The organism is Bacteroides xylanisolvens, assembly GCF_018289135.1.
In the GTDB taxonomy this organism is placed as follows: Bacteria; Bacteroidota; Bacteroidia; order Bacteroidales; family Bacteroidaceae; genus Bacteroides; species Bacteroides xylanisolvens.
Map to the genome: position 1 here is coordinate 5,361,150 of NZ_CP072216.1, position 19,665 is coordinate 5,380,814.

Here is a 19,665-nt window from a genome sequence, read left to right on the forward strand (position 1 = left end):
AATTAAAAAGTAATATCTACTCCAACAGTATAAACACGTGGATAAGCATATCCCGAACCTGTGTTGGATGAGTAAGTGCTACTAGAGATAGCCAATTCCGGATCAATGGTTTTATTATGCTTCTTCAGAGGCGACCAATAATATAGATTCTCTCCTGAAACATAAACACGGACTTTTTCGAAAAAACGCTTGTTGATGGGCAGGGTATATCCGATAGAGAGGTTCTTGAAACGCAGATAAGCAATGTTCTGTATATATCGGTCATTGACTGTTCCGAGTGAACCTCCGGAGTAGGATTGATAACCTCTGATGCGTGGGAAGAAGGCATTTCTGTTGTCTTCTGTCCAACAGTCTTCCGGGAATGACTTTTCTATAAATGAGGTAGAAGGGAAAGAGTAGGGGCCCCAGAAAGAATTCGCTCCTTGTGAACTGGAACTGGAGGACGGATACCAGTCTCTTTTACCGATCCCTTGAAAGAAAGCAGATACGTCAAAACCATTCCAGCTTGCATCCAGGCGGAAAGAATAGTTGTATCTTGGAGTCGTATTTCCGATGATCCGTTTGTCGCCCGGGTCATCTACGGTTCCTGCTCCTGCTCCGATCACGTTGTCTCCATTCAAGTCGGCAAAGCGTACATCACCGGCACGTAGATAACCGTCTACTTTACTACTGTAAACACGTCCGTTCACGGCTTTGTCATTAATCTTTGCCTGATATTCCGCAGCTTCTTTGTCTGTTTTAAACAATCCGTCTACATGGTATCCCCAGATTTCTCCCATTTTCTTTCCTACATAGTGGTCGGAAATCAGTTTGTCCGGGTTGTTGTATTTGGTGATTGTGCGCTGGTAATCTCCCAAGGTAGCTTGTATCCCATATCGGAAAGGCTTGTTGGCTACTTTGAACGAATCGTTCCATGAAACAGATAATTCCCATCCGTTTGTCCGTAAGTCAGCGCAATTGGCTTTTGGGGTAGAAGCACCGTATACATCCGGTAAAGTCAATGAGGTGGTCAGCATATCCGTTGTTTTACGGACGTAATAGTCGGCACTCATACTTAGACGGTTTCTAAGGAATGACATATCCAATCCGACATTGTATGTTGTAACAGTTTCCCAGGTCAGCCCGGAAGAGATTGGATTGGAAATTTTCGCATAGTATGCTTTTCCTTCTCCATCAAAGGTATAACTGAATTGGTTATCGGAAGTGATTGTTTGCAGATAAGCGTAATAATCTACTTGTTGGTTACCCAGACTGCCGACAGAAGCACGTAATTTTAAACTGCTCCACCAGTCACTTACAGGTTTGAAGAAGTTTTCTTCAGAAATTCTCCACCCTGCTGATACCGAGGGGAATATTCCCCATCTGTCTCCTTCTGCAAATCGGGAAGAACCATCAGCACGGCAGGATACCTCAAGCAAGTATTTGCCCATGTAGTCATAGTTGATACGCCCAAAGAAACCAAGAGTCTTATAGGCACTGATATCTTGTGATACGGTAAGCACACTTTCGGGTGTTACTGCCGAAAAGGAGTCGAGGTTATCATTGGACAAGTTGGTCATGGAAGTATCTTTGTTGACATTACGGTAAGTCTCATACTGACTACCTGCCACCACTTTAAGATTATGTTTCTTTGCCCATGAATGTTCAAAAGTAGCATAGTAATTCAGCATATGAGTGACGGGGAAAGATTCGTCTTCTTCATAGTTGTTAAAGATACTTCCGGAAGTGAATGTCTGTGTCACTCCCTGACTACGTGAATATTCAAATGAGTTGTTGCGATAGCGATACAGCTGTTTTCTTTGCTGATAACTGTAATTGGCAGTCAAAGTCAATCCTTCCAGTAAAGTAATATCAATCTGGTTGACTACAGACAAGAGTGTTCTGGATTTGGTGTTATGCCCTCTTTGAGATGTCAGATAGCCACCGTCGCCGGCTCCGAGAGGGGAGTTGGCATAAAGTTGGTTTGTATATTGCACAATTGTTCCGTCAGGATTGAAAGGCACGAATGACGGACTGATATTCGATTCCAGACGAGCAATGGTCATTGCATAATTGGAAGTTCCGTTATATCTGTAATTGTTGTTGTCCAATCCGATATTTGTCGACCATTTTATCCATTTATTCAGTTGGGCATCCATCTTGGCACGGAATGAGTAATCTTTATAGAGGTCTTTATCAATGTTGAACATACCATACTGCTGATAGTAGCGTCCACTGATATAATAATTCACCTTCTCGCCACCTCCGGTGATGGAAATGTTATGTTCCATCTGTGGGCGGGTGCGATTGTAGAAGTGTCCATACCAATCTGTATTTCCATAATAATAGTACTTCCCGTCTTCTCCGATTTCTACCCAGGGGCGTTCAGGATTCTCAGTCATATCATTCCTGCGGTCGTAGAGCTTCTGGAGTTCTTCATCTTCATACAAATACATATTCACACCATTGTATGCATGGTAGAACTTGTTGGCGAAAGTTACATAATCATACCCGGTACGGATAAAATCAGTGGAAGTCGTATTCTGTGTCCATCCGAAACGACCGTTATAGGAAATTTTGGCTTTTCCTTTTGTTGCGGCACTTCCCGATTTAGTGGTAATAAGTACCACACCAGCCGATGCTTTTGCTCCATAAATGGCACACGAAGATGCATCTTTCAATACAGAAATCGATTCGATATCATTTGCATTGACTTGATTTAGCGGTACTTCTACGCCATCACACAATACTAACGGCGTGCCACCGTTGACAGAGATACCTCCACGAATGTTTAATGAATACCCTGACTCGGGCGAACCTGTACCAAAAGTAAGATTTACAGATGGATCGGCTCCCTGCAATGCATTGGCAGCAGACACTACCGGGCGGTTGTTCAGGTCTTTACTAGAGATGGTGGAAACGGCACCTGTCAGGTTACTTCTGCGTTGACTACCGTAGCCTACTACGACTACCTCGTCAATCATCAGGCTGGAAGGAATCAGGCGGATGGTCTTGGTCTGATTGTCTTTTACATTGACTGTTGCCATTTCATAACCTACGTACGAAATTTCGATTGTTGAGGGTATGAAAGCTTCTAAAGAAAACTTTCCATCCAGATCGGTAATTGCTCCTTGTGCGGTTTCTTTGTTCATCACTGAAGCGCCTATAACAGGATTACCTTCTTCGTCATAAACAATACCGGTAATCGTCTGTTTCTTTTTCTCACCGGGCTTTTGCTGACTGGTATCTGACTTTTTACTGATAATGATACTATGCCCGTTGATGGCGTAGCTAACATTCTGTCCCACAAAAATCTGATCCAAAACGGCCTTAATAGGCGCATTAGTGGCATTGACTGACACTTTTTTACTCATGTTGATCTCTGCGGATTTGATCACAACAGAATAATTTTTGGTCTTATGTAAAGCTTCTATTGCTTCTTTTACAGTAACATTCTTTAATTGTAAGGTTATGTCTTGTGCTAGAATGGGTTGAGAGAAAAATATCATCACACAAGCAAACCAGATCGTTGATATATATTTTTTATAAATATTAGTTTGCTTCATATCAGGTTATACTACTGCTAATTTTATGGAGCTGCAGAAGTAATCAAGATTACTCCCTGACTCCGGGTTATGGACATTTGTCCGTCTGTATTGAGATTGGATAAAATCTCATCGAGAGTTTCCCCGTTAGTGAAGTAAGCAATGTAAGTGCTGTCACCTAGCTTTTGATCTAATATGATGATTCTGGTATCGAAATAATATTCCAGTTCCTTCACAATATCATTAAGGGGAAGATTACTGAAATAGAATCCTTCGTTTTTGGCCGGACACTTGTACAGATTGGCAAGGAATGTATCGCGGACAATCTTCTGTGAAGTTCGGTTATACTGAATCATTTCTCCTTTCTTCAAAATCTCATTAGGATGAGTTGGAGTTTTGAACAGTACCGAACCTTCTACGAGCGCGACTTCTACTGTCTCGATATTCTCGTAGGCACGGAGATTGAACTTTGTACCCAGCACCTGCACATGGACGTCACCAGCAGAAATGATAAAAGGCTTGTCCGGATCCTTTGCCACATCGGCAAAGAGTTCTCCACTGACAAAGATTTCTCTTTTATTTTCTGTGAAATCGGAAGGGTAAATTACTCGCGTGCCTGAATTGACATGGAGCGTCGTTCCATCCGAAAGAGTGAGTGTCTGATGCATACCGTGTGGTACGGTGATATCATTCCAGTGTGTATTTGCCTTCTTGTCAAGAAGTAAATATCCGGCTAAAAATAAGAGTGGTATAAAAAGGACGGCTGCCACACGCTGCATCCAGCGGATTGAACGCTGAAGTCCCGGGCGTGGTGTGCGGACCTGTTGGGGTTGAGTTGCTTTTTGAAATTTCTCAAAAGCTTTTTGAGATAACTCATGATTCTCCATTTGAATTTCAGAGATAATCTCACGGAAACTCTGGTCCACTAGGCTATTGTCATTTTCTGTCAACCACTTTTGGATTTCTATTTCTTCCTCGTGAGAACACTTATCATAGAAATAATCTTTTAATATGTCATTAGTTATCTTCATAGCGTATTTGTTTAAAGTACAAAAATGCATTTTTTTTCTTTATCAATGAGTATATTATGTTGATTATTTCTGAATAAGATATTCTATTTGGGATAGATTTGTATTTTTAATCTGATCTCATATTCATAAGCACTTGTTTTTATTTAGTATTTCGATTATTTTTTTCTCTAAATTCTTAGCCCAAAAGTAGTAGCCGAGGTCAGACGGATGGGTTCCGTCGGTACAGGTATCCCTGTTTTCGGGAGATGGCAACGGATTGCCTATCAGGTAGATATTCGGATATTTCCGGATGATCTCTTTCATAAGAGTTTCTACTATTTCCAGTTTGTCACTCTCCCTGGCTCGAATCAAGGTGTTAAATGCTTCATTGCCCCGTTGAATAGTTTGTACGAATATCAGAGGAGTCTTAGGGTGTTTGGCTACAATGATATCTACAAATGCTTGTAAACGTTCCTTGATTTGCATTGCGTCGGGGTTGGAAAACACATCAAATACAAAAGCATCGGCTTCGGTGGCTGCTATCACTTCCGCAAAATAAGACTGAAGTTTGGCATTGCCACTGAATCCTAAATTGCAGACATGTAAGTTTGTATTACGCTCTATTTGCAGCGGATAACTCATCCCCGGACGACTTGCTCCAATACCTTGCGTAAAACTGGAACCGAAGAATACGACTTTTTGCCCAAAAGGATTCGGGATCGTTTCGATTGAAGATCCCGGCTGAATGCCTATCTTCAGAGATTCGAGTTCGCTGTACATCGGCAGGTAAAGCAGACATTCTTTTTCCTTTGGCTCCATACCATACATCAGTGTGAATGCTTCGTTCCGTTTAGCAGGAGCTAGCGAATTGGCATATATCCATTCATTATTCTGTCTGATATAGAGGTCGAAGCCGGCAGCTGCTATTCCTGTTACATTATCTTTCCTGTATTCCCATTTATACGAGGGAAGCAGGTCAATCTGGGGTGAGTTGGTCCTGAAAACAACCGCTAATCCTGCTGAACATCTGGCTTGCTGGTTTTCTGATTTTGAAAATCCCTTGAAAGCTACCGTATCTATACGGTGATATAGATGTGGGGTAGGCAAGGCTTTTCCTACAAGGGTCAGTTGGGAGGCATCTACATAGCGGATGTCTTTTATACTTTGTCCCCATAGGATAGTCGGTGCCAAAAGCGAAGCCAAAAGGAGCAATCTGAAATTTCTCATGTTTTCTTATCTGGTAAATAGAATAATTACTTTCGGGGATTAATTGTGCCGTCCGATTTTCTTCAGGTAGCTGATTAATAACTCCGGTCGGTCGGTTTGTATGATGGATGTGCCGAGATCTAATACCTTTTGGTAAACTTCTGCCCCATGTTCAAAAGCATAGTCATCGTACATACCTGCTTCTTCACCTCCGCAGAGTGAGGCCCAAAGAGTATTTACCCAGATTTTAGAACCTTGTGCAAGTATATCCTTCATGCATTTTTTTACTTCCGAAGTTTCTTGCTGCCAGCATACTTCATATGCTAGAGGAATGATTTTCTTGTCCATATATTGACGGAACAAATCTTGTCCGCTTGGTTTGTTGATATCAATAATGGGCATGTACATCATGGCGTGTTTATACTTCTTAGCTTGTGCATCTACAAAATCAACCGACTTTTTACCTTTAATCAAGATTTGTTCTGTGACTCCCAATTCTTCTGTGATAGCCATTACCAAATCATAATATTGGTACCCTTGGTCTATGTTAACCACTATACGGTCTTTGCAGACGGCCAATGCTTCTTTTAAGGTCGGCATCTTGTATTTAGTGGGGCAGTTATGACCTGTTTTCAGGAAACAGCTTTTGATATAGTCGTAAGTTACGTCGCTGACTCTGCCTTTTCCTGTGGTAGTCCGGTCGATAGTACCGTCGTGACAAAGGACAAGTACACTGTCTGCTGTTAGTTTCAGGTCTAGTTCCATGACATCAACTCCCATGCGGATAATCGATTCGATGGCAGGGATGGAGTTCTCCGGATAATCCCGCCAGTCTCCCCGGTGGGATACTACCACTACATAGTCTGTTTTCGGATTGTGAATGGCTTCTACTATCTTTTGCGCATGTGTCTTGTCCGGAGCGACAGGAGTGACTGCAAAAGTGCCTAGAGTCAGCAACAGAAGAAGTCCGGTGAATAAGATTCTTTTTTTCATATTCATATCATTTTAAGGATTAATTTTTTTTGAATAAAAGAGGACGAAGTACAAGATGCTGAAGATCGTAAGCTGTGATGATCACATGACCTTCATCAAAATTGTTTTCGAATATTACAGTAAGGGTATGAGTCTCTTTGTCGATTGTTGCTTTTACGTTCACCGCTTGGGCAATAGTGACTAATGCTTCTTCTGCAGATGCTCCCGTTACTTCATATTCAATTTTTAGGGGACTGGAAAGATCGGTTATTTTTGTAACAGCATTTGCTTTTAACCTGAGATTCAGAGAACTGAACACTTCCAGTGTGAGTGTTTCCCCATTACCCAATGTGATTTTGAGATATCCCTCATCAGTCTTGGTAATATTTTTAAAAATGGCCGTCTCGTCGGTTGTAGCTGTAATAGGAGTCCCCTTGTTATCCTTGAGTATCTCACCATTGACTGTCCAGTAACCGTCGGCATTTACCCCCATTTCGGGGGTATAGCCACAGACGGGTACTTTTTTTTCGGTATCATCTGTGAGCCAGTTTGTCTCATTGCCAATAGTGGTGGTCCAGTAATACAACTGGTCGTCATCGTTGAGGCGTACACCGAGTATAGGGGCTTCTATTACATCTTCCTGGGTTGCTACAACAACTGCTTTTTCTTCATTATTGTTGTCTTTATAGGTAATAACATATTGCCCGTCCGAGTTTCGGGAAACAGAGGTAATTACATTTCCTTCCGTCAAATATCCCAGTTTTGAGATATCTTCATTGAGTTTATCCGCTTTGGTTTGAAGGGCGGCTATTCGCTCTTTGAAATCATTGAGCTTATTCTGAATCGAAGAGTCATCATAATCCCCACAACTGGTGAGCAGGAGGGAAAAAAGCACCGAACAGACAAAATATATTCTTTTCATATCTTGTGTCTTTTAGAAATTAATACTAGGATCGAAATTTTGGTTTGCATGACAAAATGCATTCTGGTTAGTGGCATCTGGTGCAGAAGTAGGATCGTCCTTATACTTGCTGTAATCACCGACATAGCCTCCACATACACAAGCCTTGCAATTGGTCCAGGTTGCAGTGGAAGCACCAGAATAACCACATAACCAGCCCGGACCATGTCTGTTGGTCCCATTTCCTTCGGTGAATACATCTCCCAAAACAGCACCTTTGTTTACGCAACCGATAATCTGTATGTTAGAGTGACCGATGATGCCTCCTGTGCGGACACTTAGGTGAGTCATGACATTTCCGTAATTCGTGCAGGACTCTACTGTATATTCCGGTTTGGTTTTCAGGTCGTCTGTACCTCCTACAATTCCACCCATACGTTTGTAATTGTAGGTCACACTCGCTTCTTTGCCTTCATGTTGCCCTACTTTGTCATCTTCAATGGTTCCTCTGTTGTCACAGTTGTAAATGTTACCATACATTAGTGTTGCTACAATTCCGCCCGTTCTTCCGCTCGGACAACTGATATCGCCATAGTTGGTGCAGTAATTCAATTTTCCTCCTTCTGCTTTAGCCATGAAGGCGCAGATTCCGGCTGTCTGCATACCTGTACCGCCATTAGCTGTATTGCTGATGCGTCCTGTACGGACAAATCCTCTGTTGGAACAACCTTGTGCTTTGGATTCTCCTCCAATGGTTGTGTTGACAATTGTACCTACCAGGCCGGAAAGTGCGTTAAATTCTCCGGATTTATTATCGGCTGTGAAGTCGATATTATAATAGTTGGTACAGCCCTCTATTACCGATTTTTTGGCGAAGCAGACAAGAGGAGCTATGACAGTATATTTAGATGCTGTTCCGCTCATCATCCAAGTTATAGTGGTACTGGCATCTCCTAAAACTAAATTTTTGATTGTCGCATTTTCTATCGAACCGAATAAACCATACGCCAATCCACCATTTGTTATATCTGCACTACAATTCAGGTTCTTGATAGCATGGCCTTGTCCGTTGAAAGTTCCAGTAAACGGATGTATGGAAACATAGGGTTCGGCCGTAGTATAGTTGGAAGCTTCTATATCACCGATAGGTGTCCAACTGGTCACGGATGACATATCAATATCATTCAACAATACTATCTCTCCGGCGTCATTCTGCCAGCGGGAGGTACTTGTTCCGTTATTTACGGCTTTTGCAAAATTAACTAGATCGGCAGCAGTACTGATTCCTCCTTTAGCTTCCACTTCTTTAGCTTCTTGTATCACATCGATACTTGAAGATATATTATACAGCGAATTAGAGAATATTATTTTCCCGGAACGTTCGTCACCCGTTTCATTAGCCAGAATGGTGAAGGCATGTGTGGTTGTAATTAATGCACGGGTTCCTTTGTAAGTGATCCACTCGTTTTCTGTACTGACCTGATAGAATATGTTGGCAGATATCTGCATTTCTATGTCCATTTGGGTGCCTTTGAGTTGGATAGGACCTACATGACCTTGGTATAGTGGATCGTCCAGAATTGCGGTACCGTATGTGAAGTATATCGGTTTCAATACGGTATTATTTCCTGCACTTGCCAGCAACAGAATATTTCCTTCAGTCGCTCCTTCTTTCATGGTAGCGATGAGGGTGGAAGAGGCTTTATCTATTTTGACTTCCATATTGTAGGCAGTAAACAAGTCTACATATGCATTTTCCGATTGGGTACCATATATTTCATATGGAATACTAACCGGAGTAGCATAGTCTGTTACTGCATTGTAAACCGGACTGTTGAACCGGATACCGAGTGCCTCTTGTAAACTCATACGCAATTCCTGACCGTCTGCCAGAATAAATACGGCTTCTCCTGTTTTATCATCTATATAAGCCGATTTGAATAACAGATTACTTAAATCATTGGCTAATACACCGGTGCTGGCGCCATTCACACTCCAATAACCGTTCTCGTTTATTTTAACGTCAGGCATCGTTCCGCCTATCGGAAATTTCTTTCCGTCACCGTCGAGAATGAATGTATAAGTCTTCCCTTTATCAGTCGTCTGCGCCCAATAGAATTTACTGTCAGTATCCTGTTTGGCCGTGATGATAGGAAGTTTGATGGCATCTTCTTGAGTAGCGATCGTAACGGTGTGGGTTTCCCCACCACCGTCACTGTAAGATATTACGTGGTTGCCATCGGCATCCTGACTGATTAAAGTGATAAACGAACTCCCGATCACTTTAGACAGTGAAGTCATTTGCTTGGTCAATGTTTCGGCTTGAGCTTCATAATCTCCGATCGTCTTTTCTATTTCGTTGAGGTCCTGCCAGATTCGTTCGTCGTCGTAAGAACTGCAACTTCCCAGAAAACAGGCAGATATAAATAATGATATACTTATAAACTTTTTCATATATTCAGTGATTAACATTCGTTTGATTCATTATTCGAGTACTCTGACATGCAGATAGTTCATACAACTTCTCTCACCTTTCGTATCCGACACGTGATTGATTACTTTTCCGATACCATTCTCATAAGTCCACATTACTGTAGAGCCTCCCCCATCGAAACGGATTACATCATATAATCCCAACTTTTTGCAAACACGGTAAGCTTCGTAGAAATCAAGTCCTCTGTCACTATCTGTCCTTCCGTCTACACAGAAAATAACAATCTTTGATTTATCCTGTGTCATACCGAGATTGGTGGTCGGGTTGATTGTCTCTGCATCTTCTTTTTTAGGAGGTGCAGAGTATACGCCATTATATACATAGCGGTACATACTGGAGTTGTGTACTTTGATTGGATTAGTAGAACTGCCTATTTTAAGTTCGGCACTGATTTGTACTTTATCACCGGTTTTTAGGTTTTGAACTAGTTCGTCAGCTTTGTCTCCTGTTACTTGCAGTACCCATTCATTTTTATCTGTTACGTATGGGGCTTCTACTGTAGTGCCTCGTCCGTCAATGATTTTAGTAATTGTGGCTTCAAAATCACCAGAGTTAACCTTTAGCGGTTGGTTGTTCTTGCCGATGATAAATAGGGCTTTAGTTCCTATCGGGTTAGTTAATCCGGGATGGGGCTCTTTTACATACCTGAAGGTGTACAAGTTTGCATCGTATGATGGTTTTCCACTCAAACGGACAATAGTATCATTGACTGAATAATATTCATATTCCTTGGTACCAACTTTCAGTTTGCCTGTGAAATCTCTTTTTTCGAAGCTAACCGTACGGTTGTCAAAGAAGGTGAATCCCCAGACATGATTAGTTAAGATAGAACGTACATACGGGTTATTGATGAATACCGGTTCTCCTTCTTCAATATGCATTCCTCTGGGGAAGCCGTCATGTGAATTGAAGAAGCCGGTATTTATACCTACAATAATGTTTCTTCCTTCATCTCTTCGTCTGGTACAAGTCTCCGATAAGGTTTCGCGGAGGACTTTACCATTATTTGAATTATTATTACCATTCGGGTTTGGGCAAATTTCGTCTGCCATGACTGTCTCGAATGTAACTTTGGGGTTGTTCATGTCAATTTCAATAGCATAGATATTTTGATTGAAATTGATAAAGGAGTAGTGTTTGTACACAATACCTGATGCTAGTTCACGGTCCTCGGTCACCTGCCAGTCATAGTATGCCTCATCCTGGTTAGAGAAATTATTGGCTTCTTTGGAGAAAGCTCCGTGACGGACAGCGTTACTGTAAGTTGCTCCCGGAGTATCTTCCGGATTATTTTTGTAAATACTGTAATCTCCAACTTTACCTCCGATATGACAATCTGTGATATAGTTCGTACCGTTTTTGGTGCCACTATAACCACAGGCCCATCCGGCACCATGTTTGTTGGCTCCATCAGCAGTTGCATCGGACAAGATGATTCCATTGTTTGTACACGATTGAACAAATCCGGCATTGTGTCCGACAAATCCACCTGCACGACTTCCGTTTTGGGAATAGACATTTCCGTTGTTAATACAATTTTTGAGGTATTTATCTGTATTTATACCTCCTGCAAGTCCGCCGATGCGTTTCACATTATATCGTTTGGAAGTTGAAGCAAAAACACCATTCACGTCATCTTGAATGACTCCTTCGTTAGTGCTGTTTTCAATAATTCCTTCCTGTAGAGTTCCTGCAATTCCACCACCACGCCCGGAAGGTGCACTGATATTTCCTTTGTTAATTGCGTAGCCGATATAAGCCTCATCATTTTCTATATATCCCGCAATACCTCCTTGGTTGAAAGCTGAATAGGCACCGGAAGCAGTGTTGACTATGTTGCTGCACGTCAGGTTACCTTCGTTGCTGCAACCGTTTGCTTGTGTTGTGTCGCCTATTTTATTTCCGTATAATACACCTGCTAAACCTCCCATTCGAACACCTACATTAGCAGCGTCTGTTCCTTCAAAAGATAGATTTATTTGGTTGGTACATGCCAGTATGCTTCCCTCACAATAGCCTACTAAGCCGCCAATAGCAGCTCCTTGCGGAGCTTTACCTGTAATGGTGGCATTACCCGAAATCACTAAATTCCTGATGACACCGGAACTGCCGAGTGCATTGAATAATCCATGGGCAATATTGCCGTCTTCAAGATTATATGTAAAAGTCAGATTAATAACTGAATGTCCTTTACCATCAAATACATCGTTAAAGGTTTGCTCGCCGATTGTATAAACCACTTTTGTATTGGCGTTGGTCGTATTGCTTGTTACATTACTTCCTGCACCGCTCGTCAACGTGATATCTTTCATATCAATATCGTTCAACAGAATAACGTTTCCTTCCGTATCTTTGAATTTACGCAAACTACTTCCACTGGTCACAGCATCTATAAATGCTTTGAAGTCTGTTGCAGTAGCAATGCCTCCGTTTTCAATGATAGGCAAAGTGAAGCGCATCGGTTTGATCAGTACGTTATCTTCAGTGTCATAAAGCATAATCATTGTTACCCCTTCTTCGAAATCATCAGCGAAGGTGACGACCAATGTTTTATTACTACTATTTAACCTGGCTTCTAATCCATCGTCGTTGCGTGTGATGAGCATCAATGCTTGTGCTGCCTTTTTCCCAATGATATTATAATTTAAGGTAAGGTTTTTTGTTCCTTCCTCTATAATAATAGGAGAAATGGCAGTCTGATCTGTATTTTTAAACTCCACATTAAATAGTGTAAAGGTATTGACCGATAGAGTTTCTCCGTTGCCTAGAGTAATTGAAGCAGTTCCGTTATCGTTCATTTCTACTTTAGTAATAAGTGAAGTTGTTTTTCCTTCAGCTTTAATCGGCTTTTGGTTGCTGTCTAGAATTTGCTGGCCGTTAATAATCCAATATCCATTCTCATCCACTCGTATTTGAGGGGCGCTACCTGATACCGGTATTTTTTGTTTGTTGGCATCCAGCAGGAAAGTCGTTTGACCTTTGGTGGTAGTAGTCCAATAATATGTTCCGGCTTCTTCTTGTATTCCGATAATCGGACTGGAAACCATTTGGTCAGTGGTAGCAATGGTGAAACTATGCTCAATATTGTCACTTCCTTTATAAGAAATGACATAACCACCGTTAGCAGCTTCTGTGACAGAGGTGATGGCTCCTCCTTTCACAATCTGGCTCAACGCATTCGCTTGCAGTTGTAAACTGTTTAGCTTCTCTTTCAGTTGATCGAGATCTTTGTAGATTCCATCAATGTCCTTCCAGGCAGCCGAGTCATCATAGTCATCGGTGCAACTGCCAATCACGGGCATGAGTAGCAGGAATAAAAGTAGAAAATTTCTCATGTTCTTTAAATAAATTGATTCAATGGTTAATAGCGCGCTATGTGTGATTCGTTTCTATAATGAAGAACACATCATCTAACGGGGGTACGTAATCGGATTTGAACTTTTTTTTAAAATCATCACTATTTTCAATAAGACTTGAATTTTTCATATTAATTTCATAGTTTTGTCACCAGAAGTATGCTACTCCCTGTTTATTTCTCCCTTACATATTACAATATGATGTGATTTTAAATACGGCTTGGTATATCTTCTATATTATTTATAGCTTTGTTGACTAGAATCTTTTTTAGAAAAAACGATGAATAAAACTGATTTATCTTCTGCTACTGAAGAGCAACTGTTGTTACAGCGGTTGAGAGAAGGGGACATGGGGAGCTATGAAACCTTGTTTCATCGTTATTATCCTACTTTTTTTGCTTTTGCCAAAGGTATGCTGAAAGATGCAGGGGCAGCGGAAGATATTATTCAGAATGTGTTTATGAAAATCTGGATACACCGTGAGGCGCTGGACGAAACAATGTCAATCAAAAACTATATTTATGTACTCTCCAAACGTGAAGTCTTTAATCATCTTCGGGCCAAATACAATACTCATGTAGTGTTAACGGAAGACATGATGACATTGGAGCGACCTTCAAGTATGGATGAACCAACTACCGACTATCGTGAATTGCGAGAGGCAGTACAAAGTGTGATTAACACGATGCCACCTAAACGCCGGAGTGTGTTTTGCCTTAGTCGCTTTAAATCTCTGACTAATCAGGAGATTGCAGATAAACTTGGTATTTCCATTCGTACTGTCGAGAAACATATAGAACTGGCTCTCCGTACTTTTAAGGAACAATTAGGGAGCTTCTTTGCTCTTTTTGTAGGGTGGTTTCTTTAGATGAAGAGAAGGAAGTGTGATGATAATGGGTGGATTTTATAGTAGAAAGAGATATGTCGTATACATGACATATCTCTGATAATTTAATGAGAAGTTGATTTAAACCCGTATTTCCCAACCTTTTTCGTACTCTCTTCCCCAAAGTTTATTAGCTTCCAAATCGTTAAGAATTCGTCCGCTTCCCGGATCAATCTGTAATGAATGTCCAACACGTTGGGCAATGTTACCTAATTGTACCAACTGGGTACTGATACAGGCATCTACAATTCCGGAATTTAACTTTGTTCCTTTACGAATGGCATCAAACCAGTTTCGGAAGTGGAAGGCATCCAGCTTTTCGGATGGATTCAACAGATTGCCGGTCTCAAATTTTAAATCACTTTTTACCTCTTTAATCGTTTTACCTTTTAAATCTGCAATTTTATATTCATTGCCACCGCCAATGAAGAGAGTTCCGGTTTCTCCATAAAATGCGGTTCCTACTCCATATCCGTCTACCGGCATCGTATTACAACTACGTCCTTCCCATGAAAAAGATGCTTCGTCACCAAATTGGAAGGTGATAAGTTGTGTGTCAGGAGTTTGCCAGTCGTCCTGAAAACGATACCGACCTCCGATAGAATCAACCTTTGTAGGATAATCTACACCCAATCCCCAGCGGAGTATATCAATAAAGTGAGTTCCATTGTTGAGCGCTTCACCTGTACCCCAATTCCAGAACCAATGCCAGTTATAATGGATGAAATTATCTTTGAAATCAGCAACACGTGGGGCAGGACCTTGCCATAAATCCCAATCCAGATAATCAGGTACAGGAACAACTTTCCCTGTTCCAATGGAAGGGCGATTATTGACATACCAAGATTTGGCATATCTCACTTTTCCGATAGAACCGGATTTTATTTCTTCCATAGCTTTAATTACATTGGGAAAGGAACGGCGTTGGTTACCCACTTGAACAATCCGGTTATATTTCAAAGCGGCTCGAACCAACATTTCATTTTCTGCCGGATTATGACTGGTCGGTTTTTCCAGATAAACATGCTTTCCGGCCTGCATAGCCATAATGGCTGCTTTGGCATGCCAATGGTCAGGGGTAGCAATCACCACTGCTTCAAAATCGTTCGACTCTAACATCTTACGAATGTCTTTTTCTCCTTTGGGAGTACGTCCGGTAATTTTGTGGATAGCAGCCTGACATTTTTCTAATGCTCTTGAGTCTACATCACAAATGTAAGTAACTTCACAATCTGGAAGTTTGGCAAATCCTTGCGCCAGGGCCTTACCTCTCGAGTTCACTCCAATGACTCCGATACGTATTTTTTCGTTAGCTCCCAGAATATCTTGATTACGGCTTGAACCGAATCCTGGAAGTATGCTTCCTAATGAGAGTGCAGCTGTACCTGCTACTGTTTTTTTGATAAAATCTCTTCTTGTTGTCATAGTATCTATTTTTCTCCAAAATTAGGTTGTTATTAGAATATGTGAATGAGTATTTCCGTCAATTCTCCTTCAAAAAACGTAAATCTCTTATTTTTTTCTTCGGAAAAGGTGACTCAAGAATATCAGGATTCCTCGGGGAATCCATAATATGAGATAGATGAAAAAACTAATCACGATGACATACCCGATTTGGGATATTATTTCAATCCATGGGCGGGAATAGATAATGATTGCAATTACATTGATGATAAATGCAAGCAGGAAACTTAGAAGAAAGATATTCCTTTCTTGTTTCAACTTTTTTGAGGTGATAATAATATCTTTCATAGTTTAGAATTTCATATAGGGTATTTTATATTCGTCGGGGAAGAGGATATGGCGTTGTTCATCCATTGCCTGATTTCCAAGTAAACAAAGAACCGTTGAACAATATGCTTCTTCCACTACATTCTGTGCTTTCTCTCCGGTGATACACGACTGGCAGAAAGAAGACAGGATAATGTCCGAACCGTCTTTGTCTGCTCCGATCATACTCAATCCACTGTTTACGTGAATATCTCCATCAATGATAAAGTGTGGTGTGTACTCCATTTTTGTTTCCGGTCGCCAACTGGGACCTGCTGTCGGGATGGCGGCAAAGACCTTGTCTTTTACCTGGTCAATCAGTTGCCGGATACCCGAAGTTGAATGATCTTCTTCCAGATAATAAATACCTTTTGCCATTTCCATGGTTCCTTTACTTCCCAGAATCTGGTCTTCCATTCCGTTGAACTTGTTGGAAATCAATGATTCGTATGCGATCTTAACTCCATCCGAGTATCTGTAAGTGACATTGACGCTATCATAAACTTCTCGTCCGTCTTTCCAGTATACAATGTCACCCATTCCCATAATGGATTCCGGCATTTTTTGGGCTGCCCAGTTACAAACTTCCAACTGATGGCATGCTAATTCCGTCATTAATCCTCCGGAGCTCTCTTTGTATAATCTCCAATTAATTTTGCGTTCCAGCTCTGGTGAAGGAACCGGACGACGCCAGTCTGCATTACGGAACCAGTGACAGCGAAGACCTACTACATCTCCGATGAGACCGGAATGGATCATCTGCATTCCCTTGATGTACTTCTCGTCATACATTCGCTGCATACAAAAGTAGAGGACTTTGTCTGACTGGTTGTAAGTGTCATAGATAGCCTTGCACTCGTCAAGGGTACGTGCCATTGCTTTCTCGCAAAAGACATGTTTGCCGGCAGCTAATGCGTCCAATACAATAGGTGCATGCCAGTTTAGTGGTGTGGATATGATGACTCCATCGATGTCCTTCGATTCCAGTAGTTTGCGGTAATCCGTATATGGCTTTGCATCCGGACAAAGTTCTAATGCTTGTTGAAGATTGGGGGCATAATTATCACATACGGCAACAATTTGTGCATGAGGTATTTCTTTGAGGTTATGGATGTGGTATTGTCCTCTGGACCCGGTACCAATCAAAGCGATTCGTGCTTTCTCATGCTTGATCTCTTGTAGTTTCTCCGGAGTACAGGAAGTCAGCCAAGGAGTGGTCGCCAATAATGCGGTTCCTCCGGCAACATATCCCAGGCTTTTGATGAATTGTCTGAGTCCTAAGTCTACTCCTTTTTCTTTATGTTCTTTCATATCATAAATTGTATAGGGTTGCTTGTATATTATTGAACTTTTCTGAAATCTTTTTTTGTTCCTGTTCATTGGCAATCATCCAGACCGTACTAAGAATTTCGGCTTCCAACGGGTCGGGGGACAGGATAGAACTTGCTTTTCGTTGTTTATTAAATATGCCTGTAAGCGGATTCATAATGTGTCCGGTATATTGTAACGTATTGCCGGAAGTGGATAATGCTGTATCCTGCAGATCGAATTCTTTTAGAAGAGACTGATTGTACGGGTTCAGAAAACTGACTTTCCAACAATCTCCATAAGGATGATGTCCTATACCCAGGATCGAACTGTTTCCAAAATTAGCAAATGCATCACTAATATTCTCCTGTTCAATGAATTTTCTTATTTTCTTCAAAGCATATCCTTTGGCAAAACCTCCAAAATCAAGTGAAATATCAGGAGATGTAAAGGAGATATATGAATGTTCATGAAGTTGTATTTGGGAGAAATCTTTTAATGTAATGTCGAATAAGTGTGAAGTGGTCTCATAATAGTATGAGCAAAGCTGTAAGATTGATTTCATCTCTTTACTGATTTGAATCTTGCTTTGAGAAGCATGATTATTAATCTTGGAAACTTCACTATGAGGATCAAAACGATTTAATATTTTATCCAATCGCTCCAGCTCATAGGCGATATCTGCCCAAAGTGTATTCAATCGGTCGATATCGGAATGAATGAGCAGGATATCGAATCGGGTCCCCATGATATGAGGAATGAAGCCATGAAACATGGCTTCATTTTCATAATATTTGCATCTTGTTTCTAACACCTATTGTTTTGTTTATTTGTTTCCTTTCTTTGCCATTTCTACAGCAGTAGTAGTAATGTAATATTTAGCTAGTGTATTTTCATTTTCCCATTCCGGCATATCCTGATTGTGTACATAATGCAGGAAAGCCTTTGCCACTTTGCTGAAATGTTCTTCGTGTCCTAATCGTTTTTCCTGTGGTATGTCAATCAGATAAGTTCCATTCTTTTTGTTTTTGACAGATAAGAACGGATAAGTTATTTGAAGCTGTTCCACTGTTTTTTGCAATTGAGCTTCAAATGTCCGATTGTCAATGTCCGGTTCTTTCTGTATATATAGCTCTTTTACAAATCCATTTTTTTCATCCTGAACGATTTTTAAAGTGGCTTTACTTCCTTTCTTTATGGAAGTAAATGTATCTCCTCCGTTAGTGGGTGGAGTATAATTCCATGTGACTTTCATTCCTATACAAATCCCTTTAACGGTATAGTTGAGACTTCCGTTTGCCATCACCTCCAATACATCGTTTTTTATGTATCGGTTAAGATAAGCGGGAAAAGAATCGATTTGTGTCGATTGACTGAACTCTGCTAATGTAATTGGAGTTGGCCAGTGTTTGGCGGCATTCACGGTGACATCCGATTGATAATGAATCGTTTCATCAGGAAAACATTGCCAGTTGATGAGGTCGATCAGATGTGTTGTAACATCTGCAATGCCTTCTCCTTGTTGCTCTACATCGTAATACCATGCCGGGCGAATTAATGGCTTGCCAGAAACTGTCTTGAAAAAATGATGCACGCTTTCCATTATGACAGATGGATTGTCCGGTGAACCTTTTTGTAAATCTCCGAATAATTCCGTCTGATGCAAAAGCTCTTTTTCTATGATATTGAGGATATCATAACGTTCCGTCATCAGATCGTATAAAAGAAGATTCTTTTCTTTGGCGAGTTGATAGGCTTCTGTCAATAACTTGAAATCCTGTGGATTGATAGCCAGTGGCTTATCGGCAAGGACATGATATCCGGCTTTGATAGACTCCATGATATAGCGCGTCTTTTTCTGATTGTTTCCGGCCAATACTACTACATTACCTTTATGATCGGCAAGCATTTTCTGGAGATAATCATCTCCGGTATATACTTGTTTTTTCCATGTCGTAGGAGATTCCGCCCGCTGATTATAAGAATCAATGCTTTCCAGATATTGGTTGACGGCTATTCCTTCGGGGGCATATATCCGGATGGTGTCACTGACATCTGTCAATGTCTCTTTTTGAAGTAGGCTGGCATGGAAATGTCCGGGATCGAGAACCACTACTTCTATTTTACATGAATCATTGGCTTCCGCCTTATTCATAATCTGTTTCTTGGAGAAAGAACATGAAGAAACTATAAATAAGATTGATATAAGCCCGATTCCTTTATATATAAATTTCATTT

The 19,665-nt window shown here is 41.0% G+C and carries 13 protein-coding genes; 1 reads left to right on the forward strand and 12 read right to left on the reverse strand.

The features are described from left to right. Nucleotides 1-2: 2 nt before the first annotated feature. From INE92_RS22230 to INE92_RS22260, 7 genes are all read right to left on the reverse strand, one after another. Entirely contained in the window at nucleotides 3-3,545 is a 3,543-nt protein-coding gene (locus tag INE92_RS22230; RefSeq protein WP_008642873.1) for a TonB-dependent receptor, read from the reverse strand. A gap of 23 nt (nucleotides 3,546-3,568) precedes the next feature. Then, on the reverse strand, nucleotides 3,569-4,555 hold the full coding sequence (locus INE92_RS22235; RefSeq protein WP_004312646.1) for a FecR family protein: 987 nt from the start codon (nucleotides 4,553-4,555) through the stop codon (nucleotides 3,569-3,571). A 123-nt stretch (nucleotides 4,556-4,678) separates the two neighbouring features. Further along, nucleotides 4,679-5,761 carry an SGNH/GDSL hydrolase family protein gene (locus tag INE92_RS22240; RefSeq protein ID WP_004312647.1) on the reverse strand — a complete coding sequence of 361 codons (1,083 nt, stop codon included), beginning with the start codon at nucleotides 5,759-5,761 and terminating at the stop codon, nucleotides 4,679-4,681. Nucleotides 5,762-5,800: 39 nt separating this feature from the next. Next, nucleotides 5,801-6,739, reverse strand: a complete 939-nt coding sequence (locus tag INE92_RS22245; RefSeq protein WP_008020125.1) for a glycerophosphodiester phosphodiesterase family protein — start codon at nucleotides 6,737-6,739, stop codon at nucleotides 5,801-5,803. 13 nt (nucleotides 6,740-6,752) lie between these two features. Continuing rightward, nucleotides 6,753-7,634: a PL29 family lyase N-terminal domain-containing protein gene (locus INE92_RS22250; protein ID WP_008642877.1), complete on the reverse strand. Its 882-nt coding sequence runs from the start codon at nucleotides 7,632-7,634 to the stop codon at nucleotides 6,753-6,755. Nucleotides 7,635-7,646: 12 nt separating this feature from the next. Continuing rightward, nucleotides 7,647-10,067 carry a PL29 family lyase N-terminal domain-containing protein gene (locus INE92_RS22255; protein WP_229037500.1) on the reverse strand — a complete coding sequence of 807 codons (2,421 nt, stop codon included), beginning with the start codon at nucleotides 10,065-10,067 and terminating at the stop codon, nucleotides 7,647-7,649. Nucleotides 10,068-10,097: 30 nt separating this feature from the next. After that, nucleotides 10,098-13,442, reverse strand: a complete 3,345-nt coding sequence (locus INE92_RS22260) for a PL29 family lyase N-terminal domain-containing protein (protein WP_008642881.1) — start codon at nucleotides 13,440-13,442, stop codon at nucleotides 10,098-10,100. A gap of 301 nt (nucleotides 13,443-13,743) precedes the next feature. On the opposite strand from INE92_RS22260, the gene INE92_RS22265 reads away from it, so the two are divergent. Next, the gene (locus INE92_RS22265; protein ID WP_008642883.1) at nucleotides 13,744-14,331 is read left to right on the forward strand and encodes an RNA polymerase sigma-70 factor; all 588 of its coding nucleotides are present in this window, start codon (nucleotides 13,744-13,746) and stop codon (nucleotides 14,329-14,331) included. Between the two features lie 99 nt (nucleotides 14,332-14,430). Here INE92_RS22265 and INE92_RS22270 read toward each other — a convergent pair whose 3' ends face one another. The 5 genes from INE92_RS22270 to INE92_RS22285 all read right to left on the reverse strand — a co-directional run bounded on the left by INE92_RS22270 (nucleotide 14,431) and on the right by INE92_RS22285 (nucleotide 19,663). After that, on the reverse strand, nucleotides 14,431-15,774 hold the full coding sequence (locus tag INE92_RS22270; protein ID WP_015532227.1) for a Gfo/Idh/MocA family oxidoreductase: 1,344 nt from the start codon (nucleotides 15,772-15,774) through the stop codon (nucleotides 14,431-14,433). A gap of 87 nt (nucleotides 15,775-15,861) precedes the next feature. After that, nucleotides 15,862-16,101, reverse strand: coding sequence for a hypothetical protein (locus tag INE92_RS27015; protein ID WP_004299591.1), 240 nt, complete (start codon nucleotides 16,099-16,101; stop codon nucleotides 15,862-15,864). Between the two features lie 3 nt (nucleotides 16,102-16,104). Beyond that, complete coding sequence (locus tag INE92_RS22275) at nucleotides 16,105-17,430, reverse strand: Gfo/Idh/MocA family protein (protein ID WP_015532228.1); 1,326 nt, start codon at nucleotides 17,428-17,430, stop codon at nucleotides 16,105-16,107. 1 nt (nucleotide 17,431) lies between these two features. After that, on the reverse strand, nucleotides 17,432-18,202 hold the full coding sequence (locus INE92_RS22280; RefSeq protein WP_008649447.1) for an FAD:protein FMN transferase: 771 nt from the start codon (nucleotides 18,200-18,202) through the stop codon (nucleotides 17,432-17,434). 51 nt (nucleotides 18,203-18,253) lie between these two features. Then, entirely contained in the window at nucleotides 18,254-19,663 is a 1,410-nt protein-coding gene (locus INE92_RS22285; RefSeq protein WP_008649448.1) for a putative oxidoreductase C-terminal domain-containing protein, read from the reverse strand. Between the last annotated feature and the right edge of the window lie 2 nt (nucleotides 19,664-19,665).